Source organism: Cobetia sp. ICG0124, from assembly GCF_004006355.1.
Taxonomy (GTDB): domain Bacteria; phylum Pseudomonadota; class Gammaproteobacteria; order Pseudomonadales; family Halomonadaceae; genus Cobetia; species Cobetia marina.
On record NZ_CP024893.1, the window covers coordinates 1,416,176 to 1,442,683 of the forward strand.

Sequence of the window (26,508 nt, forward strand, 5' to 3'; positions counted from 1 at the left end):
GTCAGGACAGTCTGCTGCAACAAGAACGCCGGGCCTCATCGAGGTCCGGCGTTGCTGTAGCGGCTACACTGCGCGCCGAGATTTTTCATTCACTCCCTGTTCATATCGGAGCTTGTCTTGGCTACGCCTGACACCTCGTCGTCTTCCTCTCCTTCCTGCCATGCGTCGTCATGCCTGCCAGCTGGCGGGGCTGGAGTCTCTTGGCGGTCTTTCTGCTGTTGATCGCGCTGGGTATCTGGCCGGTGATCGGCTGGGTCAATCAGCAGAGCTCGCTGTGGGGCATGCCGTCGTTGATCCTCTGGAGCTACCTGATCATCTTCGCCTGCAGCGGGGCCATGCTGCTGGGCAATCGTCTGTTGCGAGGGCGTCACATGAGTGAGTCACTGACCCTCACGTCCTGGCAGGGCAGCGTGCCGCTGATGATGACCCTGGGCTATATCGCGCTGGCGATGCTGATCGGCTTGGGCGCGCGCGGCGGCCGACGCATGGATTCGCTGGAGCAGTGGGGCGTGGCCGGCCGCTCGATGGGGCCGATGACACTGTATCTGTTGATCGCGGCGGGCAGCGTGAGTGCCTACACCTTCATGGGCGCGCCGGGCTGGGCCTACAGCAAGGGAGTGCCGGTCTTCTATGTCGCGATCTATCTGGCCTATCTGGCGCTGGTGGCCTGGTACTTCGGGCCCAAGGTGTGGAAGTTCGGTGAGCAGTTCGGGCATGTCACCCAGGCAAGCGCGATCGCGGATCGCTATCAGAGCCCCGCACTCGGCGCGCTCTCGGCGCTGGTGATGTCGATCGCCTCGGTGGCCTATGCGGTGCTGCAGACCATCGGCTCGGCCTACATCCTGCTGGTGATGAGCGGGGGGCGTATCCCGCTGTGGGCCGGCGTGCTGCTGGTGCTTGCGGCGATCGCCGTGTATCTGTTCGTCAGTGGTCAGCGCGCCATCGGGCGTACCAATGTCTTCCAGGGCGTGCTGATGGTGGTGGTGGCATGGGTCATCGGCCTGTGGGCGGCGCACCTGGCCACGGGGGAGTGGGGCTTCAGCGGAGTGTTCGAGCGCCTCGAGCGGTCACATCCCGAGTATCTCCGCCTGCCGGGGGCGGGGGGCGACATGAGCTTCAGCTTCTGGACCACCTCGATCATCGTCTCGATGCTGTCCTTCATGCCGCCGGTGTGGACGCAATGGATGAGCGCCTCCTCCGCGCAGACCATCCGCCGCAGCGCCAGCTGGCTGCCGACCTACTACGTGGTGATCCTGCCGCTGGTGGTGGTGGGCTTCATCGGCATCTTCAGCCTGCCCGAGCTTGAGCGTGCCGATACGGTGGTGCTGGAGTACGCGATGGCCAACATGCCGGTCTGGCTGGTGGGGCTGCTGGGGGCGGGGACGCTGGCTGCCTCGATGTCCTCCAGCGAGCCCTTCATCCATTCGGTAGCCCTGAGCCTGAGTCGGGATGTGCTGCAGCCCGGGCTCAAGCTCAGTGATGCACGCGCCGGCCAATGGGCACGGTGGCTCATCTTCCCGGTGATGTTTCTGATCATCGCGCCGCTGGCCATCATCGAACCGGGCAATCTGGTGATGATCCTGCTGATCGGGCTGGGCTTTGCCTCCCAGGTGCTGCCGGCGTTTCTCGGCATGTTCTTCTGGCCGCGTGCCTCGGCCGCCGGGGTGTCTGCAGGCATCTGCGCCGGCTTTGTCGTCACGGTGCTGTTGACCATCGTCTGGCCGCATCCGCTCGGGATTCATGCCGGTTTCTGGGGCCTGATGCTCAATCTGCCGGTCTTCGTGCTGGTCTCGCTGATCACGCGTCCCGTGGACGAGGCCGTCACGCGTCGCTTCTTCCGGATTGCCGCGCCGTGGCGCTTGTGAACGATTGTCACGTTTGGCCCGCATGCCTTATTCACCGGTGTCGCCTTGTATAGAGTGTGATCATTGATTGACTGTCCTCAAGGGAGGGGGCGTGGATGAATGATCTGATGGTACAGGTGGACAGGCAGATACACCGCAACGGCGGGCTGGGTATCGATTTCCCGGACGAGATCGAGGCGCGGTTCGAGCGGGACATCCACGCAGAGCGCAGTCACAAGCTTGTCTGCATGGGGGCGGTGGCGATCAGCATCTATGTGCTGTTTCTGATCAATGACTGGCGCTTTCGGCCGGATCACATGCTGGAAGCCATCATCATCCGGGTCGGAGTGATGACGCCCATCGCGTTGCTCTGCATCTACCTGCTCAAGCGCGGTGTGACGCCGGTGTTGCGCGAGATGCTGATGACCGCTCTCGTGTGCTTCGCAATGATCTTCACGGCCCTGTTGATCCAGTTGTCAGTGTCACCGCATTCCTTTCTGGATCTGTTCGCGCTCGGGCTCATCGTGCTGGTGGGAAATGTCCTGTTCCAGCTGCGTTTCTGGTACGCCCTATGTTCCTCGGCCTTCCATTTCTGCGTGATGCTGTACCTGGTCACCGCCCATCCTGCCCCCTATGAGTCGGCAGGGTTCATGGCGTTGATGGTGTTCTTCTCCATCACGCTGTTTTCCATCATCTCCAATCTGCGCAGCGAGAAGGCCGAGCGGCTTTCCTACCTGTTGCTGCTGCGCGAGCAGTTGCGGGTCGAGGAGTTCACGGAGAAGAATGAAGAGTTCCGGCGACTTGCCTCCATCGACCCCCTGACGGAAGTCTACAACCGCCGCCACTTCGACAGCCTGGTGAGTTCCCTGATCGGCAAGCAGGTCGATCGCCGACTCCAGTACGGCGTCGCCATGATCGATGTCGATCAGTTCAAGGCCTACAACGATCACTACGGTCACGTGAAAGGCGATGTCTGCCTCAAGCGCATCGCGACGGCCATCTTCGAAAGCGTGCACCCCGATGTCGACATCGTGGCGCGTTTCGGGGGGGAGGAGTTCGTGGTGCTGCTGCCATCCTGCTCCCCGCAAGCGGCGCTGGCGCGAGCGGAGGAGATTCGCGAGCATGTCAGCGGACTGGCGCTACCGCATGCGGGCAATCCGCAGCAGGGGATCGTCACCATCAGCGTGGGGGTCTCCGCCGCTGGCAGCGGGGAGGATTACGACTTCGAGAATATCCTGAATCAGGCGGATGAAGCGCTCTATCACGCCAAGGCCAGAGGCAGGGACCGCTGCGTGCTGTCACCTCGCTCGCTGCCCGAGACCCCGGTCACCGCTGACGCCTGATGGCGTACTTCTGCATCTTAGGCATTCGGCGGGCAGCATGTCCGTCGTGATGAGCGTCTGGTCGGTGGTGACGACCAGTCGCTCGACCAGGTTGATCAGCTCACGGATGTTGCCCGGCCACTGATGCGAGGCCAGCAGTTCCAGTACCTCGGGATCGAAGTGGCGAACGCGGGCATGGCGTTGGCAGAAGTGACCCAGATAGTGGCGTAGCAGCGGGATGACCTCACCACGGCGCTCGCGAAGCGGGGGCAGCGTGATGGGGACGACGCTGAGGCGATAATAGAGGTCTTCGCGAAAGCGCCCCTCCCTCACGCGAGCGGCCAGGTCATGATGTGACGCGGTCAGCAGGCGCACGTTGGTCCGCCTGAGCTCGGTCCCTCCCACGGGCATGAAACGTTGCTCCTCGACGACCTTAAGCAGCTTGGCCTGCAGCGAGAGTGGCAGGTCGCCAATCTCGTCGAGAAACAGCGTGCCACCATTGGCCACATCCAACAGCCCCTGTTTTCCCCGGGCATTGGCACCGGTGAAGGCCCCGGGCGCATAGCCGAACAGTTCCGCCTCCAGTAGTCCTTCGGGCAGGGCGGCACAGTTGAGTTCCAGAAACACGCCGGCAGAGCGCTCGCTGTGCTCGTGAAGATAGCGGGCCAGCAATGTCTTGCCCGTGCCCGTCTCGCCCTGGATCAGGACCTTCACATCGGTGGCGGCCACGCGTTCTGCCAGCGCGAAGCAAGCGGCCGTGGCCTCGCTGGTGACGAGTTCCAGTGCCTGCTCGTCGGTACCGGCGTTGACGCTGTAGGTCTCGTGCAGGGAGTGCAGCTGGCGAAGCTGTTCCTGGGCATGCTTGGCGCGCAGCAATTCGGTGATATCACGCACGCTGGTGACGACGTGACTCAAGGCGCCATCCCGCGCGTGCATGGGCAGGCCGCTGACCAGGATCTTGCGGCCATCGTGCAGGCTCTGGACCAGAGTGACGGGCTTGCCGTCCCGGATGACCTCCAGAGAGACCGACTTGGAGATATAGCCTCTGCGCACCAGTTCCTGCATGTGCCGGCCCAGCACATCACTGCGCTTGAGCCCCGTGATGCGCTCATAGGCCTGGTTGATGGCCACGGTCACCCCGAGGGCGTCGGTGATGTAGACCCCGTCGTGCAAGGCATCCAGCACTCGCTGCACCGGAACCTCGGCCAGCAGGTCCGTGGCGGTGTCCGGTGGGCCGTCCGGCCCGGCGGCGAGGGTGCGCTGATTCGACCGGGCGAGGCGTTCCTTGCGCTCGGCGGCGGATTCCACTTCCTGGCGCGTCAAGACGCCGATCACCTCGCCGCGGGTGTCGATGACCTCGACAGCCTCCAGTGACTGACGTTCCAGCAGTGCCAGCGCCGCTTCCAGCTTGAGATCCTGTTCCACGTTCTGCATTGAGGGTTCCCCTGACAGAAGCCCCCGCGCGCTCAGGCGGCGGGGGGCCATGGGGTTACGATACGTCAATGCGAGGATGTCGTGGAAACGGTTGGCGTCACGTCACTGGCGGGAGCGTCGATATCGCCCTTGCCGATATCGCGGCTGAAGGTCTCGTCGTTTTCCCCCGAGAAGAAGCGCTTGCCGTAGATCAACAGGCACAGGGCGATCCCGATTCCGAAGGCCCAGGCGGCGCCCTTGATCACCAGAACGGCGGCGATCACGCCGGCAATGCCGAGGTCACGCTGGCTGCGGGCTTCGAGAATCCCCAGTCGTACGCTGACATAGCCCTGGATCAACAGGGTCAGCGCCAGCGCGATCCCCAGAATGGGCTGGACCAGACTGACGATGGGCAGCAACAGCAGGCCGGTATTCGTGCCCCAGCGGAAGGAGCCTGAGCCCCCGAACAGCGAGTGCATCGCCTGCTTGCCTTCCTTGTAGCGCTCGACCACGACGACCTGCATGGCGGCCCACAGCGGCCCGCACATGGTGACGTCCGGACCGAACAGGCTCATCAGCGTATTGCGGCCACCGAAGATCATGTGGGCACGGTTGGCGTCGTAGTCGATCTTCTCGTCAGGCCGTGACTCATCGGCTTCCTCGACCAGCGCCTTGGATTGCAGGACATCGCCGAACAGCACGATATAGGCGGCCAGTACGGTGGGCAGGGCGGTCAGGAACATCGACAGCGGCGGCAAGCCCACGCCAAAGACGGTGTACTGGCTGAACATGGTCACGAAGTCCGGCTGACTGAAGCCCCACTGCACGTCAGGCCAGGCGGCCTCGCCGACCAGCGGTGCGACGATGATCGCCAGCAGGATGATCGGGAAGATCCCCAGCTTGCCCAGGTTGTCCCAGAACGGATTCGAGGTCTTCAGCCTTGCGAAGTGGCGCGAGAAGATGATGTAGAACGCCAGACCCACGGCGATGCTGATGGTGATGGGATAGGTGTCGAAGCGTCCGCCTTCCTTGAAGACCACGCTGATCGCGGCCAGGCCTGCCCCCATGATGATGCCGGCCTTGATGGCCGAGGGAATCAGGTTGACCACCTTGCTGGCCAGCCCCGTTCGTCCGAGCACGATGGCCAGTATCCCGAGCATCAGCTGGAAGGCGATCAGGGCATGCACCCGCGTCTCGCCCTCGGGGAAGGTGGCCACATAGGCCATCAGCAGAGGGATGGCCGGCGTGATCCAGCCGGGAATGACCGGGTCGCCCAGCAGATGGTGAACGAGATACAGCAGCCCGTTGAGCATCACGATGGCCAGGGCGGCTTCAAACGGCATGCCCAGCAGCTCCGTCATCAGCGGGATGGCGGCGAGATCCACCGCGCACATCAGAAGCCCCTGCAGATAGTCGGGCAGCTCGAATCGGTAGTGCAGGAAGGGCAGGCGAATCTTGAAAGGCCCCAGGGCGTAGTAGGGGCTTTCCTCTCCGGGTTGGCGGGTTTTCCAGTGGCTCATGATGGCGTTCCTGTTGTTATCGTTATTCATCTTCACCTGGGGTGGAGATGGTGTTCAGCTTCACCAGGCGGCGCGATAGATGCACTCGATGTCGTGCTGGGTCAGTTGACGCGGATTGTTGCGCAGCAGGCGTTCCACCTTGACGGCATCTGCCGCAAGCGAAGGAATATCCTTTTCGGAAATGTCGAAATGGCGCAGGCCACTGGGGATGTCCACGTCTCGGCACAGCTGGTGCAGGCGCTCGACGACCAGTTCGGCCGCGGCCTCATCCTTGAGTGCATGATGCGCAGTATCCAGTGCCTCTGCGATATCCCGGAAGCGTTCGACGCAGGCCAGCGCATTCCAGCGCATCACATGCGGCAGCAGCAGGGCGTTGGTCACGCCATGGGGCAGGTGGTAGCGCCCGCCCAGCGGGTAGGCCAGGGCGTGGACCGCGCCGACCCCCGCATTGCCGAAGGCCATGCCTGCCAGCAGACTCCCCGTGGCCATGGCTTCACGCGCCTCGAGATTGCCGGGATTGGCATAGGCCTTGGGCAATGCCTTGATGATCAGGCGCATGGCCTTGATGGCCAGCGCATCGGTGATGGGCGTGGCGAAGTTGGACAGATAGGCCTCGATGGCATGCACCAGAGCATCGACGCCGCTGGCGGCAGTGACATGGCGGGGACAGCTGACCGTCAGCTCCGGGGCGACGATGGCGACGTCCGGCAGCAGGTAGTCATTCACGATACCTTTCTTCATGCGTGCTTCGGTGTCAGACAGAATGCCGATGTTGGTGACTTCGGAGCCGGTGCCTGCCGTGGTCGGCATCGCGATCAGCGGTGCACCACGCACACGGGCCTTGTCTTCCCCGAACAGGCTTTCCAGATCGCCGTCATGGGTGGCGTACACCGCCACGCATTTGGCGATGTCCATGGCGCTGCCGCCGCCCAGCGCGATCAGGCCATCGCACTGCGCCTCGAGGTAGACGCTCATGCAGTCCTCCACGATGTGCACTTCCGGCTCGGCACTGACCTCGCTGAAGATGCGGTAATGGGTCAGCTGGCCATTGGCCTTCAGTACATCGAGCTGATCCGTGATCGGCTTGAGGGTACCCGATCCCAGCACACCGGGGTCGGTGACCACCATCGGGCAGCGCATGCCCAGGCGAAGGATTTCTTCACTGAGGCGTGATGAGGCCTGTTGGCCCGTTATCAGGCGGTGGGCGGATTTGAAGCTGGCGATGCTCATGGCGATATCCTGTCCTGGATGACATGGGGAAGGCCCGGATGCGCCTGATGGTGGTGTCGTCCTATGAGCCAGAAGCGAGTGTCGACAGTGAGTCGCGTGCCGTGCTGCGTTGGCTGGCGGCCCATGGTGCCTGGCTGGGGGGGCTGGATACCGCCCCCTTCATTCTGGCGCGGGCCGGTGTGCTGGCGGGGCATCCGGTGGCGTTGCACTGGGAAAGCGTGCCGGCCTTTCAGCAGGAGTTTCCTGAGCTGGACGTCAGCTCGGCCCCTTATGAATGGCAGGGTGAGCGTCTGACCGGCTCCGGCGGGGCGGCCAGCATCGACATGATGCTGGCCTGGATCGAGCGGCTCTATGGCCCTTCGCTGGCCGATGCCGTGGGGCGTCAGATCATGCACCAGCGCTCGTTGCCGCGCAGTGTCGTGCGGGCGCTGGCGGTGATGGAGGCCAATCTTGCCCAGGCCCTGCCCATTCCGGTGGTCTGTCGGCTCGCGGGGCAGTCACAGCGCCAGCTGACGCGCCTGTTCGTGGCGCAATTCGGCGAGACCCCCAAGCAATGCTATCTCGGCATGCGTCTGGATCATGCACAGCGGGTGCTCGCCGACAGTCGGGTCAGTGTCTCCCAGGCGGCCTTTGCCACGGGATTCACCCATCTGGCGCACTTTTCTCGTGCCTATCAACAGCGTTTCGGTGAGGCGCCCAGCGTGACGGCGCGTCGCGGACTGGCCGCATGGGTATGAACTGGATAACCTGGCTGGATCTGGCCGGTGTGATGATCTTCGCGCTGACAGGCGTCGTCGTGGCCTGTCGTTCGCGGATGGACCCGATCGGCATGCTGGTGCTCGGCGCCGTGACCGGTATCGGCGGCGGCACCCTGCGTGATCTGGTGCTGGGCATCAGACCGGTGTTCTGGGTCGAGCAGCCGGTCTATCTCTGGGTGATCCTGCTCACGGTGGGCGTGGCGACATTGGGCTTTCACTACATCCACCGCCTGACGCGGGTCTTTCTGCCCGTGACGGATGCCTTCGGCCTTGCGCTGTTCACCGTGCTGGGCGCTCACAAGGCCCGCATGATGGGGGTAGAGGGCATCGTTGTCGTGGTGATGGGCACCATGAGTGGCGTGGCAGGCGGCATGATCCGGGATGTACTGGCGCGCCGCGTGCCGATGGTGCTGCGTCAGGAAATCTACGCCTCGGCGTCGCTGGCGGGCGGGATTCTCTATATCGCGCTGCTCGAGCTCGGGATGCCGCTTGCCTGGGCGACAGGCGCGGCCATCGTGATGGTATTGATGATTCGACTTCCGGCCATCTACTGGAATCTGACGCTGCCGACCTTCGCCTGGGTCATCATCCCGCCACCCAGTCGCTTCAGCTCCTGCCAGCGGGTGGTATAGCGTGAGCTGCGATGCGCGCAGCGCAGCTGCCAGGCGGCATCCGGGCGCGCGACGCCCAGACGCACGGTGCCACGGCCCATCTTCTGATTCATCGCATCCAGTGTCGCCATCAGCTGCTGGTTGCGTTCTCGTCTGGCGATATCGGCTTCGCTGTCGAGCAACGAGAGCTGCTCTCGGGGCTGGTCGATGAGGTCCAGCAGCATCACGCCTGCCTTCATGAAGCGATAGCCGCGCAGATAGATACGCTCGAGCGCCTGATGGGCGGCGGCGAGTATCTCGCGGCTGTCGCTGGTCGGTTCGGGGAGTTCGATGATGGTGCTGGGCGAGTATTGCGGGAGATCCGGGCGGTGGCGGTTGCTCTTGAGGAAGACCAGCACGGCACGTGTCTGGCTGCCCTGATGGCGCAGCTTCTCGGCGCCGCGCTGGGCGTGCTGGCGAATGGCATCCTTGAGCTCATTCATGTCATCGGTCATGCGGCCGAAGGAGCGCGAGGTCATGATGCGCTGACGGGCATCATCGGGGTCGTTCATCTCGAAGCAGGGCGTGCCTTGCAACTCGCGCACGGTGCGCTCCAGCACGACGGAATAGCGCTGACCGATGGCGCGCGGGTCCGCACAGCGCAGGTCCCAGGCGGTATGCAGCCCTTGCAGTGCCAGCCGTTCGACCAGGCGATGGCCCACGCCCCAGACATCGCCCAGCGGTGTGTCTTCCAGCAGGCGCTGGGTGCCGACTTCGGCAGGTTCCAGCACGCAGACGCCGCCGAATTCCGGCCGCTTCTTGGCGGTACGGTTGGCCAGCTTGGCCAGGGTACGAGTGGGGGCCACGCCGACACATACCGGGATGCCGGTGAACTTGCGCACATTGCGGTGCAGGGTACGACTCAGCGCCAGCATCGCGTTGCGGTCAAAGCCATCGAAGCGCACGAACATCTCGTCGATGGAGTAGGGTTCGACCCCCGCGCTGTATTCCTCCAGCACGTCGCGCACGCGCGCCGACATGTCGCCATACAGCTCATAGTTCGAGGAGAGCAGGTGGATGCGTCCCTCGCGTACCAGGGATTGCAGCTGGTAGGCCGGGGTCCCCATCTCGATGCCCAGCGCCTTGAGTTCCTGAGAGCGCGCGATCACGCAGCCGTCATTGTTGGACATCACCCCCACGGGGCGGCCTTCCAGGCGCGGATCAAAGACTCGCTCACAGCTGGCGTAGAAGTTGTTGCAGTCGACCAGCCCGATCATCGGCGCGTTCATACCGCGTATTCGTGGATGACGGAGCGCACCACCCCCCAGACCTGACACTCGAGATCGACGATGGCCACCGGCGGATACAGGGCATTGCCGGAGCACAGATACGGCCGCTGGCCGATCAGTTCGTAGCGCTTGACCACCACCTCGCCCTCGACCAGCGCCACCACGATATGTCCGGGGCGGGCGTCGATGGAGCGATCCACGACCAGGGTGTCATTCTCGTAGATGCCGAAGCCTTCCATGCTGTCACCTGCCACCGTCATGAAGAAGGTCGCTGCCGGACGCTTGATCAGCCGCTCGTTGAGATCCAATGTCCGGCCAGCGTAATCCTCGGCCGGTGACGGAAAGCCGGAAATTCCCGCACGCCCCGTGATGTGGGGGTATGGCAGCTCACATGGCGCAGGAGCGGGATGAGGGCGAGCCAACGTCTCGTGAGTGGCAAGGGGGGCAGAGGCGGATTCACTGGGGAGAGCCATGAACGAACTGACCCAACGACTGCGCACCTTCCTCAAGGTGGCGGAGCATCAGAGCTTCAATGCGGCTGCGCGTGAGCTGGAGATCGCCAGCTCCACGGCGACGCGTCACGTCAATCATCTGGAGCGACAGCTGGGCGAGCCGTTGCTGGTGCGCACCACGCGCCATGTGCGGCTTTCGCCTGCCGGTGAGCGAGCCGTGATCCGTTTCCGTGCCATCCTGGGCGAGGTGGCTCAATTGACGGATGAGCTCGAGACGCTGAGTGAGCGAGTCGCGGGACCGCTGCGCATCTCGGTGCCGTGGCGATATTCGCGCCTCTATCTTGCGCCGCTGGTGAGTGAATTCATGCAGTGCTACCCCGAGGTGGCGCTGGATATCGTCAGCAGTGATCAGCGTGTGGATCTGATCGAGGAGCAGTTCGATGTCGCCATCCGCATCGGCCATCTGGAAGACTCGAGTCTGATCGCACGGCACATCAGTGACCAGCGTTTCGTGCTGGCCGCGGCGCCGTCCTATCTCAGTGCCCAGCCGCCCATTCGTCAGCCTGAGGACCTGGAGCGGCACCGCCTGCTGACCTTCAGCTATACCACCGCCAATCATCACTGGCGGCTGGTGCAGGGTGAGCGGGAGCACCGCATCTCGGCGCGAGCACGCGCGTTGCGTACCAACAACGCCGACATTCTGACCCAGGCAGCCCTCGAGGGAGCTGGTGTCGTGGTGCAACCGCTCTGGGCCATCCGTGAAGAACTGGACCAAGGACGCCTCGTGGCGGTGCTGGAGGACCATCAGGTCACGTCGTCGGATTTCGACACTGGCATCCATGTCGTCTTCGCGCGCGAGAATCAGCACAATCCGCGCGTGCGTGCCTGGGTCGACTTCCTGCTCGCCCGCCGCGAGTGGCTGGCCGGTCGCTAGCAGGTTCTCGGCAGGTGGTCATCAGTAGAGAATATCGCTGCGGATGATGTACTTGGCACCATCGCGGATCGGCTCGCCTGCGTGCACGCAGTGCTGCGGGTGCGAGCCATGCGGGAAGCACAGCACGCCACCCTTGGGCGTTGCGACCGAGACTGTCTGGATGTCGTCCCGTGACTGGGCAGGCCTTTCGGGGTCGCGACGGCTGACCAGAAACTCGGTGCGCCCGCCGGTATAGCCATCGCTCAGGAAGATGAGGAAGGTGTACTGGCTCATCAGGCCCGGATAGGCGTCCTGGACGATCTCGCCATTGATGACGCGACTGCCCGGCCAGGCACCATCGGTATGCGGCTTGAAGAAGTCACCGGCCTCGTAGCGATAGACACGAAAGCGCGCATTGATGCCTTTTGCGCCCTCGCCCTGGATCTGCTCGGTCACCAGTGGCGCCGAGCGCGCCCAGATGACCTGATCGATGGCGTCACTGACGACCCAGTTGACGTTGTGGTTGTGGCGCACCGAACGCGGCAGGGAGACGGGCGCATCCTCCTCGAAGCCCATTTCCTCCAGGGCGGCGACGAAGTTGTCGGCCTCGGCAGGCGTCAGCACATTGAGCAGCTGGAAGGCGCCCGGGACACCCTCGACCTCCTGACGGACCACCTCTGGCGTCGCCTCGGTCTCGAAGAGGTCAGACACGTCACCGTTGTCCGTCCAGATGGGCAGGGGCGTGGGAGAGAAGCCGCGCTCGTGACTGACGGCGTAGAAGGACAGGCTCATGGCAAGACTCCTGAATGGCTCAATGCCCGCCTGTCAGGTTGAGGCCGACGATCGACAGCACGATGAGGCCGATGCAGGCCATGCGGCGAAACGAGAAATGCTCCCGCCAGAACAGCACCCCGATGATGGCGCTGACCACGGTGCCGATGCCGGAGAATACGGCATAGGCGATGCCCAGGCTGATGGTGTCCATGGCCAGATACAGCAGGCTCAAGGAGGCGCTGAAGCCCAGCGCGATCAGCAGCACACCCCGTCGGCGGCGGTGGTTGGCGTATTGATTGAAACCGGTGACGCCGACGACTTCACAGCAGCCGGCGGCGATCAGATAGACCCAATCCATGTCATCCCTCCTGCTCATTCACTGACGGTGGTCTGTGGTGTGGCACTTGCGTGAGTCCGCTTGTGGCCGGGCGCGCCGGGGGCCGTCTTGAGCACGATGATGCCGATCAGCATCAGCACCACGAAGCCCAGCGTGGACCACTGGAACTCGAGATCGAAGAACAGCAGGTCAGTCACCACCGTCCCCAGCGTGCCCAGGCCGACGAAGATGGCGTAGGTGGTGCTGGCGGGCAGTGCCCTGGCGATCTGGGTGACCAGACTCAGGCTGATGATGACCAGCAGCACCGTCAGTGCCCATTCCAGGGGAGTGTCGGCGACCTTCAGGCCCGTGGCCCAGCCGATTTCGCACAGGGTCGAGATCAGGAAATAGAGCGTGATGCGCATGGTGATCGGGCGTCCTTGTGGGGTGTCGGGGAAATGAGGCGTTCAATCGCCAGCGAAAGACATGCGTTGCATGAATGCGAGTCTATATGAGCTTTTGTTGATATTTCTGGCCATGAAAAGGCGGAGGGAGCCCCTCCGCCTGGTGCCAGCGTCAGGAGGCCAGCGGCGTGGTCGTCGCCTGAGCAGCTGACTCCTCGTCGGATGGCGCCTCGGCCTCGGCCGGCTGGGCCAGATAGGCTTCCAGCGAGTCATCCATCGCCTCAAGCCACGGCGTGTGATGTCTGGGCGCCAGGGTGCCGGTCATCAAGGAGCGATAGCCGTGATCGCGGAAGGTCATGATGTTCTCGTGCTTGTGATGCTCCCACTCGAGGAAGGTACGATTCACGCCATCGATATCGAAGCTCGGGTAGTCGGTCTCGCTGATCAGCGATTTCACGTAGTCACCCTGGAAGACGATCATCGCCTCGTCGCTATCCAGCGTTTCCTCACGCTCGCGCCATGCCTGGCTATCGGCTTGCATCGCCGCTTTCGGCTCGGCAGTGTCTGGGTCGCCGAGAATCGCATCGCGCACCCACCAGGCCTGGGCATCGAACATGTTGAAGGTGTACCACTGGTCCTGCATGCCGAGATAGAACAGGCGCGGATTCTCTTCCCACACCACGCCCTTGTAGAGCCCCAGCGGCCACATGCGGTTGGCAGTCTTGAGGCGCAGCGACTCCTCGAGGAACGGGAAGTGATGCAGATAGCCGGTGCACAGGATGATGGCATCGACTCTGCTTGTGGCTGCCGTCACTGAAATAGGCGGTATCGCGATCGACCTTCACCAGCAGCGGCTTCTCTTCCCAGTTGTCCGGCCATTTGAAGCCCATCGGGGCGGTGCGATAGCTGGTGGTGATGCTGCGCGCGCCGTATTTGTAGCACTGCGAGCCGATGTCCTCCGCGGAATAGCTGCTGCCGAGCAACAGCAGATCCTTGCCCTTGAATTCCAGTGCATCGCGGAAATCATGCGCATGCAGAATGCGGCCATTGAAGGTCGCGAGAACCGCGGGAATTCCGGCACGTTCGGAGTCGAGAAATGCCCGGAAGCCACGATGACGTGATCGAATTCTTCGCTGGTCGACCAGATCCGAGCGCCTGATCATGCACGCTGACCGTGAATTGCTGGGTAGTCTCATCGAAGGTGACCTGGCGCACCGGGCAGCCGAAGCGGATGTACTTGCGCACGCCAGCCTTCTCGACACGCCCCTTGATGTAGTCGAACAGCACGGCGCGCGGCGGGTAGGAGGCGATAGGGCGCCCGAAATGTTCTTCAAAGGAGTAGTCGGCGAACTCGAGACACTCCTTGGGACCATTCGACCACAGGTAGCGATACATGCTGCCGTGGACCGGCTCGCCGTGGGCATCCAGGCCGGTGCGCCAGCTGTAATTCCACAGACCACCCCAGTCATCCTGCTTCTCGTAACAGACAATCTCGGGGATCTCGATGCCCTTGTCGGCAGCGGATTGAAAGGCGCGCAATTGAGCCAGTCCACTGGGGCCTGCGCCGATGATCGCGATACGTTGGGTCATGGATACCATCCTGTTCTTGTTGTGTCTTGATGCGTTACCTGAGGTTTCGTGACGTGATGACGTCGAGAAACACTGACAACGAAACAGGCTAGCGAGATGTGACCTGGCTGCACATTGCTCGGAAAGGGTAGCCATAAAGGAGTACCGAGGTGTCGACGGCGAAGATGATGCCTTCCACGGCCAGTGGCGTGCCGTCAGGTGAATAGATGCCATGGCCCTTTTCCTGTACCCGGCGCACGTCGCCATCGCGGTGACGAATGCGGTAGGCAAGGGTGAAGGGCGTGTGTGCCTGGAGGGCGGCCTGTACCTGGTCCCACACGCGGTCGGCATCCTCGGGGTGGATCATGTCGCCGTAGGTGAGGGAGGGATGATCGAGCAGGTCGCGCGGGCTGAGTCCGGTGATGGCCAGGCAGCCGTCACTGATGTACTCCATCGACCAGTGGCGGTTGTTGCGCGCGCGATAGACCATCGCGGGCAGGCCCTTGATCAGGCGCGTCAGGCTGCGCAGGTTGGCGGCGTCGATCTGCTCCTGCTGCACGCGCTCGCTGATGTCATGCAGAGTGAGCGTGGCGGGCCAGGGCGAGGCCAGCGAGAGCGACTGGCTACGGACTTCACACCAGCGATAGTGGTGGTCCGGCCCCAGAATGCGCAATCGCCAGCAGTCAGGCCGCTCACGGCGTGACACGTGGCGGGCGAGCACGTCCCAGCGGGCGTGATCTGCGGGGTGCAGTGCTTCCCGCAGGCGTTGAGGGGGCGCGACCAGCTCCGTGGTCTGCCCCCGGGAGATGGCTTTAGTGATGTCTCGCTGACTTTCCGGCAGGTGTCCGCTCAGGGCCTGCCAGCCACGCGAGGCATAGAGCAGCGTGCTGTCAGCATCCACCACGACCACGGCATCACTCAGGCTGTCGAGAATCGCCTGTGCGCTGAAGGGCGAGGCAGTCGAGGCGGGCGAGGCAGTCGAGGCGGAGGCGAACTGTTCGAGAAAGCGCATCATCTCAGGCTCTCCTTTTCGGCCCGTGTCATGGCCTCTTTGGCGCTTGTCGCGTCCTCGGCGGGCGCTCGGCTGGCATCTCTCGCTAGCGTCAGCGGGTGGGCGTAGACCCAGGCGGCCAGCTCCAGTCGCGAATGCAGATCCAGCTTGCGCAGCAGATTCTTGACGTAGACCTTCACCGTGCTGTCACTGATGCCCAGCTCGCGCGCGATCAGCTTGTTGCTGAGGCCGCGCCCGATCCATTTGAGGGTATCGCGCTCACGCTCGGTCAGGCCGCGATGCCAGTCCGCCGTCTCGGCGGCGGTGCATGTTCGCGTGCCGAGCGCTGGCGGTGGTCCTGCTGCAGGCGCCTGGCCAGCAGCAGCAAGGTCTCTTCCTCCAACCCCAGCTTGCCGTCGATGACGGCCTGCAGGCGCTCGAGAATGCGTTCGGGGGCGGTGTCCTTCATCAGGTAGCCATCCGCCCCTTGCTGGATGGCATCCAGCAGGTGACGGCTGTCGTCGGAGGCGGTCAGCAGTACGACCTTGAGAGCGGCATCACGCTGCTTGAGATGGCGCATCAGGGTCAGGCCATCAAGCTGCGGCATCTGCCAGTCGACGATCACCAGCTCGGGGGCGAGGGTGGGGAGGCGCTCGAGCAGATGCGCACCATCATCGAAGTCGGCCACGACCTCGAACAGGCCACCTTCACTCAAGAGCTCGGCAAGCCCGCGCCGAAACAGCGGATGGTCGTCGACGAGTACCACTCTTGTCGGGAGTGTCTGACGTGTCGGGTGCGTCGAGGGTGACGAGGGTGTCTGTCGTGTCGCGGTCATGTGTCGCGGCGCTCCCAGCTCAGTGTCACGCGGGTACCGCCCTGGCGGGGCTGGGTGATGGCGAACTCGGCCCCGAGGTGGCGCGCGCGATCCTGCATGATGCCCAGTCCGAAATGCGCGGCGGGGATTTCGGCGGGATCGAACCCGCAGCCGTTGTCCTCGATGGTCAGCAACACCCGCGCCGCCGGCTGCGGCCCAGAGGACTGATAGAGCAGTTGCAGGCGCAGGTGGGTGGCCCGGGCATGGCGCACGCTGTTGGTCATCGCTTCCCGCACGATGAACATCACCTGCAGGGACTGGGCATCGGGGAGGTGCAGTGACTGGATGCGGTTGTCGAGCTCGAACACCATGCTGGAACGGGTCTCGAATTCCTCGATCAAGGCCTCCAGCACACAGGCAAGCGGCGCGTCTCCCCAGGTGGCGTGCGCGCCATTGATCAGTTCACGGGTCTGGCGGAAGGTGCGCCGGGCCTGGGTATGCACCTCCTCAGCCAGTGCCTGCACCTCCTGTGGCGCATGGCGGGCGGCACGTGTCAGGCGTGCGCTCTGCATCTGCAGGTAACTCAATTCCTGGGCGAGGGTGTCGTGCAGCTCCGCCGCCAGTTGTCGGCGTTCGTTCTTCAGGGCCTGCGCCACCGCTGCCTGCCTGTCTTCGGCGTGACGCGCCTGTTGCTGCTGGGCTGGGGCTGCCGGCTCTCCAAGCCACAACCAGTCATCGCCCGTCGCCCCTCTGCCCGTCTCCCCGCTGTCAGCGGCGTCCGTGAGGGCGATCAGCACGCCACCTGGCGTGCCGGCTATGCCTGACGCCTGCTGTCGGGCGCCGGGATCGCGAGCGATATCCCTGACGACTTCCTGCAATCTCTGGCGCGCAGCGGCTGACAGAGCGAGGCCGACAGGGGAAATCACCGCATGGGTCGCCTGACCGGGTGCGCGATGCACGACACTGAGTTCGCCAGAGCAAGCTTCATGCCAGCGAATGGATTACTCCTTCATGGGTACCTCTCTTGATGGATTGTCGTCGTATCTACTGAGAGTAAATTTAATTAACCATGAAGAACGTGGTGCGCGACGCAAGGGGTCATGCACCATCCAGGCACATCTGATCCAGGCTTGCCCTTCGAGCACTTCCTTCGACTGGCTCGCCTGCCATGACAACAAGAGGTATCACCAGGATGGGACTTGCAGTCGAGATACCCGCTGCCACCCCGAGCCAGCCGTATCGTTACCGAATCGCCGGCCTGGAGGTGTTGGCACTTGATCTGTCGCCCGGCGATAGCGTGCAGGTGTCATCCGTGGACGGTGCGCAGTCCTGTGAGTGGCTGGCACTGGGAGTCCGCACACTCAGGCACGCCTGGAGGCGCTGGGAGTCGCGCATTGCCCGCCAGCGTACTGGCAGCGCCTGTCAGCGGCCGGATTGCCGGCCGAGATTCGCTGGCCGCTGGAAGCGCCTGCCGCACGCCTGATTCTGCTGGCCCCCGGCAGTGACATGACGATAGAAGGAGAGCGGCTGGCCACCGAGCTTGAGGTGTCCCATTTCTGCACCGGGCTTGTGGGGCTGGAACATCTGCCGGTGCCGCTGGCGCCGATCCGCCAGGAGACGAGAGTCGCGGCGGGGACGGTCGAGGTCTATGAGGTCAAGCAGGGCGAGTGGATCCAGATCATCGATGTGGCGGGGCGTCAGTGCTCCGACTTCGTGGCCTTCGACGCCACTGCCTGGGCACAGGGCGAGGAGCTGGGGCTGGATGCCGGCGCCACGCGCAGCCTGTCCGGGCATTGCATGCCCAATCCGGGACTGTATTCGGTGTTCTTTGATCAGCACCTGCATCCGATGCTCGAGGTGATTCAGGACACGGTCGGACGTCATGACAGCTTCATGCTTGCCTGCTCGCCGCAGTATTACGAACACCACGGCTACTTCGGTCACGACAGCTGCACGGTCAACTTCAACAATGCCCTGTCGGCGTCTCATGGTATCCGACAACGTGCCAGCTGGCCGGCCATCAACTTCTTCTTCAATACCTGGGTACAGCCCTGCGGCACCCTGGCGGTGGATGAGCCCTGGTCACGACCCGGCGACTATGTGCTGCTGCGCGCCGACCGTGACCTCATCTGTGCCTCATCCGCCTGTCCGGACGACATCGACGCCGCCAACGGCTGGGTGCCGACCGATATCCATGTGCGTATCTACGCCGCTGAACATGACTTCCCCCGCGGTATCGCCTATCGCAACCGGCCCGAGGAATTGCCGCGCATGACTTTGCCCACCGCCTTCCATCCCTGCACCTCCGCCTTGACCAAGCAGTACATCGATTACCACGGCTACTGGCTGGCCACCCATTACGAGGGATGGGGGGCCAAGGCGGAGTATCTCGCCTGTCGCGAACGGGTCGCGGTGATGGATCTCTCCGCATTGCGCAAGTTCGAGGTCGCCGGACCGGACGCCGAACGCCTGTTGCAATATGCGCTGACCCGCAACGTGCGCCGACTCTCCATCGGAGAAGTGGTGTATTCCGCCATGTGTCAGGAAACCGGCGGCATGCTCGATGACGGCACCCTGTTTCGCATGGGCGAGCAGACCTTCCGCTGGATCTGTGGTGATCCGGCCAGCGGCCAGTGGCTGCGGGATCTCGCAGAGCAGCAGGGCTATCGCGTCACGGTGCGCGACTCCACCCATCAGCTGCACAACATCGCGCTGCAGGGGCCGAAGAGCCGCGAGGTGCTGGCGCCGTTGATCTGGAATGCGCGTACCCAGCCGGAGGTGGAAACGCTGGGCTGGTTCCGCTTCATGGTCGGCCGTCTGGCGGGGCCGAATGGCATCCCGCTGATGGTGTCGCGGACCGGCTATACCGGTGAGCTGGGCTATGAGATCTGGTGTCATCCGCATGACGCCCCGGCCGTGTGGGAGGCGATCTGGGCGGCCGGTGAGCCGCATGGCATCGCGCCGCTGGGGCTGAATGCCCTCGACATGCTGAGGATAGAGGCGGGGCTGATCTTCGCTGGCCATGAATTCTGCCCGCAGACGTCTCCCTACGAGGCGGGCATCGGCTTCACCGTGCCGATGAAGAGCAAGGAGGATGATTTCGTCGGGCGTGCGGCCATGCAGCGCGAGACGCCGGAATCCCGCCATCGGATCATGGGCCTGAGGGTGGACAGCAGCGAGCTGGTCAGCCATGGCGATCTGGTCTATCACGGGCGCTATCCGGTCGGGGTGATCACCAGCGCGACCCGCTCTCCCTTGCTCAACCAGTCCATCGCCATGTGTCGTCTCGCCCCGGATTTCTCAAGCCCCGGAACGCAGCTTGAGATCGGTCAGCTGGATGGTCACCAGAAGCGTCTCGTCGCCGAGGTGGTGACATTGCCTTTCCATGATCCTGAGCGTCTCAAGGTGCGCAGCTGACCGGAAAAGGAGAAAAGACGATGGATGAAAAGACGTTGCAAAGCATATTGGATATGCACCAGGCGATGAACATCGAGGTGTTCTACTGGTGGTGTACCGCCATCATGTTCCTGATCCACGCAGGCTTTCTGGCCTACGAGATCGGTGCCTCCCGTTCCAAGAATGCCCTGGCATCCGGCATGAAGAACGTGCTGACGCTGGCCTCGATCATCCCCGCCTTCTACTTCGTGGGCTGGTGGATCTACAACGCCTTCCCCAACGGGCTGATTCCCATCGAGGCTTCCGCGGCACTGCCCTGGAGCGCGAGCATGCGCCCCGACGCCGATGACATGGGCACCGGTATCTTCTTCGCGGCCTTTGCCCTGTTCGGTGCGACCACGGGCTCGATTCTCTCGGGCGCGGTGATCGAACGCATCCGCCTGGGCGCCTTCCTGTTACTGGCGGTGATTCTCGGTGCGGGTGTCTGGATCCTGGCGGGCGCCTGGGGCTGGCATCCGGATGGCTGGATGCTGCACAAGCTGGGCTACCACGATGTCGGCGCGGCGGGCGTGGTGCATGCCGTGGCCGGCTTCTTTGCGCTGGGCGTGCTGCTCAATCTGGGCGCGCGCATCGGCAAGTACAGTGACGATGGCAAGCCGCAGGTGATCGCACCGCACAACATGCCGATGACCTTGATCGGGCTGATGCTGATCATCGTCGGTTTCTTCGGCTTCCTCGGTGGCTGCATCATCTTCAACACCGGTGACATCGGCTGGACCACCATCTACGGCAATCGCACCAACCTTTCGGCCTTCGCCTTCAATACCCTGATGGGCTTCGGTGGCGGCGTGATCGGCGCCTACCTGTCCTCGCGTGACCCCTTCTGGACCATGTCCGGTGCACTGGGCGGCATCATCACCGTCGCGGCGGGGCTGGATCTCTACAACCCGGGCCTGGCCTTCGTGCTGGCGGTCACCGGTGGCGCCTTGATGCCGAAGATCGGCGCGCTGCTCGAGAAGCGTGGCCTGGACGACTCCGTCGGCGCCTTCGCGGTACATGGCTTCTGCGGTTTCTACGGTGTGGTACTGGTGGGTGTCTTCGCCGCGGGCTTCCCGAATGTCGGCGAAGGCGTGCCGGACGTCTCCTTCACCGGGCAGCTGACAGGCGCGGTGGTGATGGCAGTGACGGGCTTCGTGCCGGGTTGGGGCGTTGCCTATCTGCTCAAGAAGTTCAACCTGCTGCGCGTGCCGCCGCATGTCGAAGTGCTCGGGCTGGACCTGTTCGAAGTGCCGGCCAAGGCCTACCCGGAGAGCATGGCAACCGAGTCATCTTCCAGCGTTCCGGCACGTTCCGGTGGGGTAGTGGCAGCACCGATGGACAAGCGTCCCGATATCAGCTGAGTCGGCCGATTCGTTTTCTTTCTTCTCCAGGAGTCTTGTCATGGAAACTGTCGATACTGCGGTACATGCTGCCAACTATGCGTTCTTCTTCAGCAATTCAGGGATGGTGGCGGTCAGTCTGTTGATCGCGGCTGGCGTCTGCATCTCGTTGAGCGTCAATATCCTGCGCCATGAGAAAGCGTCATTCCGCAGCAAGAAGACCCTCTGATCTCAGGCCTTGTCAGTCGCGAGGGAGCGTTCGGCGGCTGTCTGACTGCCTGCCTGGCGGGTGTCGCGTTCGGGCTGTGCCAGGAAGGCTTCCAGCGAATCATCCATCGCGTCGAGCCAGGGCGTGTGATGGCGCGGGGCCATGGTGCCGGTCATCAGCGAGCGGTAGGAGTAGTCACGGAAGGTCATGATGTTCTCGTGCTTGTGGTGCTCCCACTCGAGGAAGGTGCGATTGACGCCGTCGATATCGAAGCTCGGATAATCCGTCTTGGAAATCAGTGACTTCACGTAATCGCCCTGGAAGCGGATCATCGATTCATCGCTGTCCAACGTCTCTTCCCGGTCACGCCATGCCTGACTGTCTGCCTGCATCGGCGCTCGCGGCTGGGCAGCGTCGATCTCACCGAGAATCACGTCACGCACCCACCATGCCTGGGCATCGAACATGTTGAAGGTGTACCACTGATCCTGCATGCCGAGATAGAACAGGCGCGGATTGGCTTCCCAGGCAGCGCCCTTGTAGAGACCGAGCGGCCACATGCGGTTGGCTGTCTTGAGGCGCAGCGGTTCATCGAGGAACGGGAAGTGATGGAGGTAGCCGGTGCACAGGATGATGGCATCGATCTCTCTTGCGGGTGCCATCGCGGAAATAGGCGGTGTCGCGGTCCACTTTCTGCAACAGCGGCTTCTCTTCCCAGTTCTCCGGCCAGGCAAAGCCCATCGGGGCGGTGCGATAGCTGGTGGTGATGCTGCGAGCGCCATACTTGTAGCACTGTGAACCGATATCTTCGGCAGAGTAGCTGCTGCCGATCAGCAGCAGATCCTTGCCCTTGAACTCCAGCGCATCGCGGAAGTCATGTGCATGCAGAATACGGCCATTGAACGTCGCGAGAACCCCGGGAACTCAGGCACGTTGGGAGTCGAGAAGTGACCGGAAGCGACGATGACGTGGTCAAACTGCTCGCTGAACGACCGTGTCCGACTGCCTGGTCATGGACGCTGACGGTGAACTGCTGGCGGGTGTCGTCAAAGCTGACATGGCGCACCGGGCAATTGAAGCGAATGAACTTGCGCACGCCCGCCTTTTCGACCCGACCCTTGAGGTAATCGAAGATGACTGCGCGAGGCGGGTATGAGGCGATCGGGTGGCCGAAGTGCTCCTCGAAGGAATAATCCGCGAACTCCAGACATTCCTTGGGGCCGTTGGACCACAGGTAGCGGTACATGCTGCCGTGGACGGGTTCACCATTTTGATCGAGACCGGTGCGCCAGCTGTAGTTCCACAGGCCGCCCCAGTCGCTCTGCTTTTCAAAACAGACTATCTCGGGAATGTCGATACCCTTGTCAGCGGCAGATTGAAAGGCGCGCAGCTGTGCCAGGCCACTCGGCCCTGCGCCAATGATCGCAATGCGTTTTGTCATGGGTATTATCCTGTTGAGACTGTAATGAGACGTCGTGTTCCGTGAACCCCGCGTTGCGGGATGTCGTGTTGACCAGGTGCTTTTTCCTCTGTAGTGGATCGCGATAATAATGAGCATTATCCAGCGCTTGGGTGGCCTGGAAAGGTAAGGAATCCAGTTGACTGGCCACCTGTCATTTCGCTGAGCCTGAGCACGGAAGGCGTATTTTTTATTGCCTTGAGAGCCATCTACTGCTCGCGGAACGTGAGGCATCCTCGCAGAAATGATGCGTCATCTCAAATGTGAGGTGTTGATTCTGAGTGCATGAAGTGTACACGATCATGAGAGTGTTTAGGCTTTAGTGGCAAGATCCTTGTGGATTGTGTACAAAAAAAGAAGATTTACGTGTTGCAATTCCGCTTGGAAAGTGGATGATTTTCTGTCTCTTCAATGCGTAATTTGTCAAACGGGTGTTGGGCTAAAATATCCTCTTTGTCAGGCAGGTTGGCGCTCGTGATTTTGAGGTGTGGAGTAAATGAGGGTGTGAGAAGGATGTGAACGTAGTGTCGGAGTAGTGAGTGGCGTGAGAATGGAGAAAGAACAGAAATCAGAAGGGAAAAGGGTGCCAGATTATCGAATGATCCTCGCTGGAGGATTTTCTAGAGGATCTGCGGGGCTATTCACTCACCAGACCAGCGACGAGGGGGAAGCGGAGGTTGATCACTCTGCATGGCGAAAGGGCGTATACTGGGCCGGTGACAGAGAGGCCACAGGAGAAGACACCATGACTCACAAACGCAAGGTGCAGGACAACGCCCTCAAGGCAGTGCTGCGTACCCCGATGTTCAAGCAGCGTGTCGTGAAGGCGCGCAAGGGCAAGGGCAGCTACCAGCGCAATGGCAAGCAACAAGGGGGTAGCGGTGGCAGTGAGGCTCCTTCAGTCGGTGTGTATTGCGCCGCTTGAAGAAGCCTCATTGCCGCACATGAACGCCGCAGCATCAGCGCTGCGGCGTTCCAGTCGGCGAAGTGCGCGTTCCAGGTCTCGGCGCGTGCGGCGTCACGGGCTTCATAGTCGGCCAGCACCGTCTCCAGTTCGCCCAGTGACTCCTGCTCACGGTCCTCGCCCAACTGGGTCAGGCGCAGGGTATACCAGGCGGTCACGCCGCCTTCCGGCGGGGCGCTGAAACGTGGGAACTCTGGCGCGGGGCATTCTCCCGCTCGCCATAGCGTGGGCAGTGACGGGTGCAGCGCCAGTGGGCGGGCCAGGCCGACGAAGTCGACGGCGCCCTGTGCCACGGCGTCTTCGGCCTGCGCCAGAGTCTTGAAGCCGCCGGTCGCCATCAGCGGCAGGGTCGTCACCTCGCGTGCACGCCTGGCGAACTCGACGAAGTAGGGGCCGCTGGCACTGGCGTCCGGCGCGGAGCTGGCGCCGGGGAAGTAGGTGCCGCCACTGATGTCGATCAGATCGATGGGCAGCTCATCGAGCGCTGCTATCACTTGTAGCGCTTCGGCTTCCTCGAAACCGCCCTCAAGTTGATCGCTGGAGTTGAGTTTCACCATGACCGGGTAGTCGTGGCCAACGGCCTCGCGCACGGCAATGATCACCTCACGCATCAGCCGCATGCGGTTGTCGAGGCTACCGCCGTAGTCATCCGTGCGCTGATTGAAGAGGGGGGACAGAAACTGGCTGAGCAGAAAGCCGTGTGCGGCATGTACTTGAACCCCGCCAAACCCGGCGTCACGAGCCAGGCGCGCCGTGGTTGCCATGGCGGCAGGCAAGGCCTTGATGGCCTCCAGACTCATGGCCTCGCAACGTAGCCCGGGGATATCCAGCGCGCTGGGGCCATGTGGCGTACTGGTCGGCGGGTAGGCCATCGCGCCGGCGTGGCCGAGCTGCAGCCAGAGGTCTGCACCGTGCTGTTGACCGCGCTGGGCCAGTTGCGTGAAGGCTGCGAGATCCGACTGCGCGTTGAGCACCAGATTGCCGGGTTTCTCGGCATGCTGGTGGTCAGGCTGTACCTCACCGACTAGTGACGCCGCTACGCCACCCTCTGCCCAGCGCTCATAAAGGCGCAGCTGTGCCTCACTGGGATGTCCCGTGCCATCACCGAGGGAATCCGACATCGCAGCCTTGACGATTCGGTTGGCGAGCACCCGGCCGCTTGGCAACGTGAAGGGCGTGAACAGGGCGGAAGCTGTCGGCTGGTCTGTCATGGGGGATGTCTCTCTCCTGGCACGGGTTTGGCACTTTACCTGACACAGAATGTGAATGTGGCACTGAATCTGTCATTTCAGGAACTGATGTCATGGTGACACGCCTTGTGACTGCTGATAATCCGTTGTGCGCGCACAGTATTCGTGAGCATATGGAACATATGAAAACGCACACAGATCTCAACATCTTTCACGCCGTCGTCGACGCTGGCACCTTCACCGGGGCGGCGCGCCAGCTTGGCATTACCCACTCGGCGATCAGCAAGCGCATCGCGCAGCTGGAGCAGCGTCTTGGTGCCCAGTTGCTGATTCGCTCCACTCGGCGGATGCGCCTGAGTGAAGCAGGCCAGCTCTATGCCCTGGAGACGCGCGAGTTGCAGGAGCGCCTGCGCCATGTCGAGCAGGAGATTGCCGAAGGTAGTGGCGCGCTCAAGGGGCGCATTCGTCTCTCGTGTTCCAACGCACTGGGGAAATTGCAGGTAATGCCGTTGCTGATGCGCTTCATGGAGCGCTATCCCGAGGTCATCGTGGATCTGACCCTGACGGATGCCGTGGTCGACCTGGTGCATGAGGGGATGGATCTGGCCATCCGCAGCACCGCAAAGCCTGAGCCCGGCCTGATCGCCAGGCGGTTGGCCACCAATCAGCGTGTCATCTGTGCATCGCCGGAGTATCTGGCAAGACATGGCAGGCCGCGCTCAGTGGCGGATCTGGCGGAGCATGTCAGCCTGATCCTGAATCTCCCCGGTGGCTTCAACGCCTGGGGACTCACGTCACTGCCCGAGATGCGCTGCGGCTTCCTCTCCAACTCCCTGGAAACCCTGCACGCCGCCTGTCTGGGAGGGCGTGGCGTTGCCTGTCTGCCGTACTACCTGATCGCCGATGACCTGGCCTCTGGGCGCTTGATCCCGCTGCTGGAAGACATTCGTGGTGACGGTGCCGATACCAGCATCTTCCTCGTCCGCCCGGAGACGTCGATTCTGCCGCGCCGGGTGAGAGTGCTGATGGATGCCTTGATCACGGGGTTTGAACGATTTACCGAGTGATTGTCTTGCAGGATTCATGACATATTGACCCAAGGAGCGACCTTGAGACTCCTGTGACGTAGATCATGGAGCGAGACATGTCACCAACGGGAAAAGATCGATTTGCGGTACTGATTGATGCAGACAATGCCCAGGCCGCCGTCTGTGAGGAATTGCTGGCGGAGATCGCGAAACTGGGAATCGCCAGCATCAAGCGCGCCTATGGGGACTGGACCACCTCCAACCTGACGCCCTGGAAGGAGCCACTTCTGCACCATGGCATTCAGCCTATCCAGCAGTTCCGTTATACCCAGGGCAAGAACGCGACGGATTGCGCCTTGATCATCGATGCCATGGATCTGTTGTATGCGGGCAATGTGGAGGGATTCTGTCTGGTGTCCTCGGACAGTGATTTCACGCGCCTGGCGACACGTCTGAGGGAAAGCGGCATGCGCGTGCATGGCTTCGGGGAAGCCAAGACCCCTCAACCCTTCGTTTCCGCCTGTGACAGTTTCCTGCATACCGAGTGTCTGCGCAGGGAGCCGGATACGCCCGCCGTGGCGAAGCCCTCGAGCAAGTCGCCTGTCGTGAAGAAGCCCCCGAGCAAGCCGTCGAGGGGGCGGCACCGATGCGCTTGATCCAGCGCTGGCGGGCGAAGCGACGCAGA

Annotated in this window: 28 protein-coding genes; 11 read left to right on the forward strand and 17 right to left on the reverse strand. The window is 62.7% G+C overall.

The genetic code is table 11. The features are described 5' to 3' along the window. Nucleotides 1-371: 371 nt before the first annotated feature. Nucleotides 372-1,865 (forward strand): sodium:solute symporter family protein, encoded by a 1,494-nt coding sequence (locus CU110_RS06520; RefSeq protein ID WP_127736764.1) that lies wholly within the window; start codon nt 372-374, stop codon nt 1,863-1,865. Nucleotides 1,866-1,960: 95 nt separating this feature from the next. Further along, nucleotides 1,961-3,187, forward strand: a complete 1,227-nt coding sequence (locus CU110_RS06525; protein WP_084208434.1) for a diguanylate cyclase — start codon at nt 1,961-1,963, stop codon at nt 3,185-3,187. On the opposite strand, the gene CU110_RS06530 is transcribed toward CU110_RS06525, so the two are convergent. From CU110_RS06530 to CU110_RS06540, 3 genes are all read right to left on the reverse strand, one after another. Continuing rightward, nucleotides 3,143-4,600 (reverse strand): sigma 54-interacting transcriptional regulator, encoded by a 1,458-nt coding sequence (locus CU110_RS06530; protein WP_127735034.1) that lies wholly within the window; start codon nt 4,598-4,600, stop codon nt 3,143-3,145. The genes CU110_RS06525 and CU110_RS06530 overlap by 45 nt on opposite strands. Nucleotides 4,601-4,665: 65 nt before the next feature. Beyond that, nucleotides 4,666-6,099, reverse strand: coding sequence for a hypothetical protein (locus tag CU110_RS06535; RefSeq protein WP_084208436.1), 1,434 nt, complete (start codon nt 6,097-6,099; stop codon nt 4,666-4,668). Nucleotides 6,100-6,159: 60 nt separating this feature from the next. Then, on the reverse strand, nt 6,160-7,329 hold the full coding sequence (locus CU110_RS06540) for an iron-containing alcohol dehydrogenase (RefSeq protein ID WP_077371205.1): 1,170 nt from the start codon (nt 7,327-7,329) through the stop codon (nt 6,160-6,162). 23 nt (nt 7,330-7,352) lie between these two features. Between CU110_RS06540 and CU110_RS06545 the strand changes: the two genes are divergently transcribed. Together CU110_RS06545 and CU110_RS06550 are read left to right on the forward strand one after the other, a co-directional pair. Then, entirely contained in the window at nt 7,353-8,066 is a 714-nt protein-coding gene (locus CU110_RS06545; RefSeq protein ID WP_127735037.1) for a helix-turn-helix domain-containing protein, read from the forward strand. Further along, complete coding sequence (locus CU110_RS06550) at nt 8,063-8,719, forward strand: trimeric intracellular cation channel family protein (RefSeq protein WP_127735040.1); 657 nt, start codon at nt 8,063-8,065, stop codon at nt 8,717-8,719. Before CU110_RS06545 ends, CU110_RS06550 begins: the two co-directional genes overlap by 4 nt. Here CU110_RS06550 and CU110_RS06555 read toward each other — a convergent pair. Continuing rightward, nucleotides 8,635-9,954 carry a Y-family DNA polymerase gene (locus tag CU110_RS06555; RefSeq protein ID WP_127736767.1) on the reverse strand — a complete coding sequence of 440 codons (1,320 nt, stop codon included), beginning with the start codon at nt 9,952-9,954 and terminating at the stop codon, nt 8,635-8,637. The genes CU110_RS06550 and CU110_RS06555 overlap by 85 nt on opposite strands. An 8-nt stretch (nt 9,955-9,962) precedes the next feature. Then, on the reverse strand, nt 9,963-10,439 hold the full coding sequence (gene umuD / locus CU110_RS06560; RefSeq protein ID WP_127735043.1) for a translesion error-prone DNA polymerase V autoproteolytic subunit: 477 nt from the start codon (nt 10,437-10,439) through the stop codon (nt 9,963-9,965). Here umuD and CU110_RS06565 point away from each other — a divergent pair. After that, a complete protein-coding gene (locus CU110_RS06565; protein WP_084208440.1) occupies nt 10,438-11,352 on the forward strand; it encodes a LysR family transcriptional regulator in 915 nt (304 codons plus the stop codon). The genes umuD and CU110_RS06565 overlap by 2 nt on opposite strands. A 21-nt stretch (nt 11,353-11,373) precedes the next feature. On the opposite strand, the gene CU110_RS06570 is transcribed toward CU110_RS06565, so the two are convergent. From CU110_RS06570 to CU110_RS06605, 9 genes are all read right to left on the reverse strand, one after another. Further along, nucleotides 11,374-12,123: a 2OG-Fe(II) oxygenase gene (locus CU110_RS06570; RefSeq protein WP_084208441.1), complete on the reverse strand. Its 750-nt coding sequence runs from the start codon at nt 12,121-12,123 to the stop codon at nt 11,374-11,376. A gap of 19 nt (nt 12,124-12,142) precedes the next feature. Further along, the gene (locus tag CU110_RS06575) at nt 12,143-12,463 is read right to left on the reverse strand and encodes a multidrug efflux SMR transporter (RefSeq protein WP_084208442.1); all 321 of its coding nucleotides are present in this window, start codon (nt 12,461-12,463) and stop codon (nt 12,143-12,145) included. Nucleotides 12,464-12,477: 14 nt separating this feature from the next. Then, nucleotides 12,478-12,846 (reverse strand): SMR family transporter, encoded by a 369-nt coding sequence (locus CU110_RS06580; protein WP_084208443.1) that lies wholly within the window; start codon nt 12,844-12,846, stop codon nt 12,478-12,480. 151 nt (nt 12,847-12,997) lie between these two features. After that, nucleotides 12,998-13,639 (reverse strand): hypothetical protein, encoded by a 642-nt coding sequence (locus CU110_RS16710; protein WP_240665503.1) that lies wholly within the window; start codon nt 13,637-13,639, stop codon nt 12,998-13,000. Between the two features lie 209 nt (nt 13,640-13,848). Beyond that, complete coding sequence (locus CU110_RS16715; protein ID WP_240665504.1) at nt 13,849-14,415, reverse strand: NAD(P)/FAD-dependent oxidoreductase; 567 nt, start codon at nt 14,413-14,415, stop codon at nt 13,849-13,851. Nucleotides 14,416-14,503: 88 nt separating this feature from the next. Next, a complete protein-coding gene (locus tag CU110_RS06590; protein WP_127735046.1) occupies nt 14,504-15,409 on the reverse strand; it encodes a PAS domain-containing protein in 906 nt (301 codons plus the stop codon). Next, on the reverse strand, nt 15,406-15,678 hold the full coding sequence (locus CU110_RS16720) for a LuxR C-terminal-related transcriptional regulator (protein ID WP_127735049.1): 273 nt from the start codon (nt 15,676-15,678) through the stop codon (nt 15,406-15,408). The genes CU110_RS06590 and CU110_RS16720 overlap by 4 nt, the downstream gene beginning before the upstream one ends. After that, on the reverse strand, nt 15,675-16,220 hold the full coding sequence (locus CU110_RS06600) for a response regulator transcription factor (protein ID WP_127735053.1): 546 nt from the start codon (nt 16,218-16,220) through the stop codon (nt 15,675-15,677). Before CU110_RS06600 ends, CU110_RS16720 begins: the two co-directional genes overlap by 4 nt. Continuing rightward, entirely contained in the window at nt 16,217-17,158 is a 942-nt protein-coding gene (locus CU110_RS06605) for a histidine kinase (RefSeq protein WP_127735055.1), read from the reverse strand. The genes CU110_RS06600 and CU110_RS06605 overlap by 4 nt, the downstream gene beginning before the upstream one ends. A gap of 376 nt (nt 17,159-17,534) precedes the next feature. On the opposite strand from CU110_RS06605, the gene CU110_RS06610 reads away from it, so the two are divergent. The 3 genes from CU110_RS06610 to CU110_RS15710 are packed head-to-tail and all read left to right on the forward strand — an operon-like array spanning nt 17,535 to nt 21,203. Further along, nucleotides 17,535-19,616, forward strand: a complete 2,082-nt coding sequence (locus CU110_RS06610; RefSeq protein ID WP_240665505.1) for an aminomethyltransferase family protein — start codon at nt 17,535-17,537, stop codon at nt 19,614-19,616. Between the two features lie 20 nt (nt 19,617-19,636). Then, complete coding sequence (locus CU110_RS06615) at nt 19,637-20,995, forward strand: ammonium transporter (RefSeq protein ID WP_077371230.1); 1,359 nt, start codon at nt 19,637-19,639, stop codon at nt 20,993-20,995. A 40-nt stretch (nt 20,996-21,035) separates the two neighbouring features. Continuing rightward, entirely contained in the window at nt 21,036-21,203 is a 168-nt protein-coding gene (locus CU110_RS15710) for a hypothetical protein (RefSeq protein ID WP_157109453.1), read from the forward strand. 2 nt (nt 21,204-21,205) lie between these two features. Here CU110_RS15710 and CU110_RS16725 read toward each other — a convergent pair whose 3' ends face one another. Both CU110_RS16725 and CU110_RS16730 read right to left on the reverse strand, forming a co-directional pair. Then, nucleotides 21,206-21,844, reverse strand: a complete 639-nt coding sequence (locus tag CU110_RS16725; RefSeq protein ID WP_240665506.1) for a hypothetical protein — start codon at nt 21,842-21,844, stop codon at nt 21,206-21,208. 212 nt (nt 21,845-22,056) lie between these two features. After that, nucleotides 22,057-22,740 (reverse strand): NAD(P)/FAD-dependent oxidoreductase, encoded by a 684-nt coding sequence (locus CU110_RS16730; RefSeq protein ID WP_240665507.1) that lies wholly within the window; start codon nt 22,738-22,740, stop codon nt 22,057-22,059. 646 nt (nt 22,741-23,386) lie between these two features. On the opposite strand from CU110_RS16730, the gene arfA reads away from it, so the two are divergent. Further along, entirely contained in the window at nt 23,387-23,566 is a 180-nt protein-coding gene (gene arfA, locus CU110_RS06625; protein WP_077371234.1) for an alternative ribosome rescue factor ArfA, read from the forward strand. Here the strand turns inward: arfA and CU110_RS06630 are convergent. After that, a complete protein-coding gene (locus CU110_RS06630) occupies nt 23,488-24,816 on the reverse strand; it encodes an oxidoreductase (RefSeq protein ID WP_127735058.1) in 1,329 nt (442 codons plus the stop codon). The genes arfA and CU110_RS06630 overlap by 79 nt on opposite strands. Nucleotides 24,817-24,977: 161 nt before the next feature. Between CU110_RS06630 and CU110_RS06635 the strand changes: the two genes are divergently transcribed. Both CU110_RS06635 and CU110_RS06640 read left to right on the forward strand, forming a co-directional pair. Beyond that, nucleotides 24,978-25,862 (forward strand): LysR family transcriptional regulator, encoded by an 885-nt coding sequence (locus tag CU110_RS06635; protein WP_127735061.1) that lies wholly within the window; start codon nt 24,978-24,980, stop codon nt 25,860-25,862. Between the two features lie 77 nt (nt 25,863-25,939). Beyond that, the gene (locus CU110_RS06640) at nt 25,940-26,479 is read left to right on the forward strand and encodes an NYN domain-containing protein (protein ID WP_127735064.1); all 540 of its coding nucleotides are present in this window, start codon (nt 25,940-25,942) and stop codon (nt 26,477-26,479) included. The last annotated feature ends 29 nt before the right edge of the window (nt 26,480-26,508 follow it).

What these genes read in the sequence shown, in the direction of transcription:
- umuD (WP_127735043.1), bottom strand. Translation starts at nt 10,439, where the DNA reads ATGGCTCTCCCCAGTGAATCCGCCTCTGCCCCCCTTGCCACTCACGAG.
- CU110_RS06615 (WP_077371230.1), top strand. Translation starts at nt 19,637, where the DNA reads ATGGATGAAAAGACGTTGCAAAGCATATTGGATATGCACCAGGCGATG.
- CU110_RS06575 (WP_084208442.1), bottom strand. Translation starts at nt 12,463, where the DNA reads ATGGATTGGGTCTATCTGATCGCCGCCGGCTGCTGTGAAGTCGTCGGC.
- arfA (WP_077371234.1), top strand. Translation starts at nt 23,387, where the DNA reads ATGACTCACAAACGCAAGGTGCAGGACAACGCCCTCAAGGCAGTGCTG.
- CU110_RS06630 (WP_127735058.1), bottom strand. Translation starts at nt 24,816, where the DNA reads ATGACAGACCAGCCGACAGCTTCCGCCCTGTTCACGCCCTTCACGTTG.
- CU110_RS16730 (WP_240665507.1), bottom strand. Translation starts at nt 22,740, where the DNA reads ATGCTCATTATTATCGCGATCCACTACAGAGGAAAAAGCACCTGGTCA.
- CU110_RS06580 (WP_084208443.1), bottom strand. Translation starts at nt 12,846, where the DNA reads ATGCGCATCACGCTCTATTTCCTGATCTCGACCCTGTGCGAAATCGGC.
- CU110_RS06570 (WP_084208441.1), bottom strand. Translation starts at nt 12,123, where the DNA reads ATGAGCCTGTCCTTCTACGCCGTCAGTCACGAGCGCGGCTTCTCTCCC.
- CU110_RS06565 (WP_084208440.1), top strand. Translation starts at nt 10,438, where the DNA reads ATGAACGAACTGACCCAACGACTGCGCACCTTCCTCAAGGTGGCGGAG.
- CU110_RS06555 (WP_127736767.1), bottom strand. Translation starts at nt 9,954, where the DNA reads ATGATCGGGCTGGTCGACTGCAACAACTTCTACGCCAGCTGTGAGCGA.
- CU110_RS06640 (WP_127735064.1), top strand. Translation starts at nt 25,940, where the DNA reads ATGTCACCAACGGGAAAAGATCGATTTGCGGTACTGATTGATGCAGAC.
- CU110_RS06520 (WP_127736764.1), top strand. Translation starts at nt 372, where the DNA reads ATGAGTGAGTCACTGACCCTCACGTCCTGGCAGGGCAGCGTGCCGCTG.
- CU110_RS16725 (WP_240665506.1), bottom strand. Translation starts at nt 21,844, where the DNA reads ATGGCACCCGCAAGAGAGATCGATGCCATCATCCTGTGCACCGGCTAC.
- CU110_RS06535 (WP_084208436.1), bottom strand. Translation starts at nt 6,099, where the DNA reads ATGAGCCACTGGAAAACCCGCCAACCCGGAGAGGAAAGCCCCTACTAC.
- CU110_RS06545 (WP_127735037.1), top strand. Translation starts at nt 7,353, where the DNA reads ATGGGGAAGGCCCGGATGCGCCTGATGGTGGTGTCGTCCTATGAGCCA.
- CU110_RS16715 (WP_240665504.1), bottom strand. Translation starts at nt 14,415, where the DNA reads ATGACCCAACGTATCGCGATCATCGGCGCAGGCCCCAGTGGACTGGCT.
- CU110_RS06635 (WP_127735061.1), top strand. Translation starts at nt 24,978, where the DNA reads ATGAAAACGCACACAGATCTCAACATCTTTCACGCCGTCGTCGACGCT.
- CU110_RS06530 (WP_127735034.1), bottom strand. Translation starts at nt 4,600, where the DNA reads ATGCAGAACGTGGAACAGGATCTCAAGCTGGAAGCGGCGCTGGCACTG.
- CU110_RS06550 (WP_127735040.1), top strand. Translation starts at nt 8,063, where the DNA reads ATGAACTGGATAACCTGGCTGGATCTGGCCGGTGTGATGATCTTCGCG.
- CU110_RS06540 (WP_077371205.1), bottom strand. Translation starts at nt 7,329, where the DNA reads ATGAGCATCGCCAGCTTCAAATCCGCCCACCGCCTGATAACGGGCCAA.
- CU110_RS06525 (WP_084208434.1), top strand. Translation starts at nt 1,961, where the DNA reads ATGAATGATCTGATGGTACAGGTGGACAGGCAGATACACCGCAACGGC.
- CU110_RS06600 (WP_127735053.1), bottom strand. Translation starts at nt 16,220, where the DNA reads ATGACCGCGACACGACAGACACCCTCGTCACCCTCGACGCACCCGACA.
- CU110_RS06590 (WP_127735046.1), bottom strand. Translation starts at nt 15,409, where the DNA reads ATGATGCGCTTTCTCGAACAGTTCGCCTCCGCCTCGACTGCCTCGCCC.
- CU110_RS15710 (WP_157109453.1), top strand. Translation starts at nt 21,036, where the DNA reads ATGGAAACTGTCGATACTGCGGTACATGCTGCCAACTATGCGTTCTTC.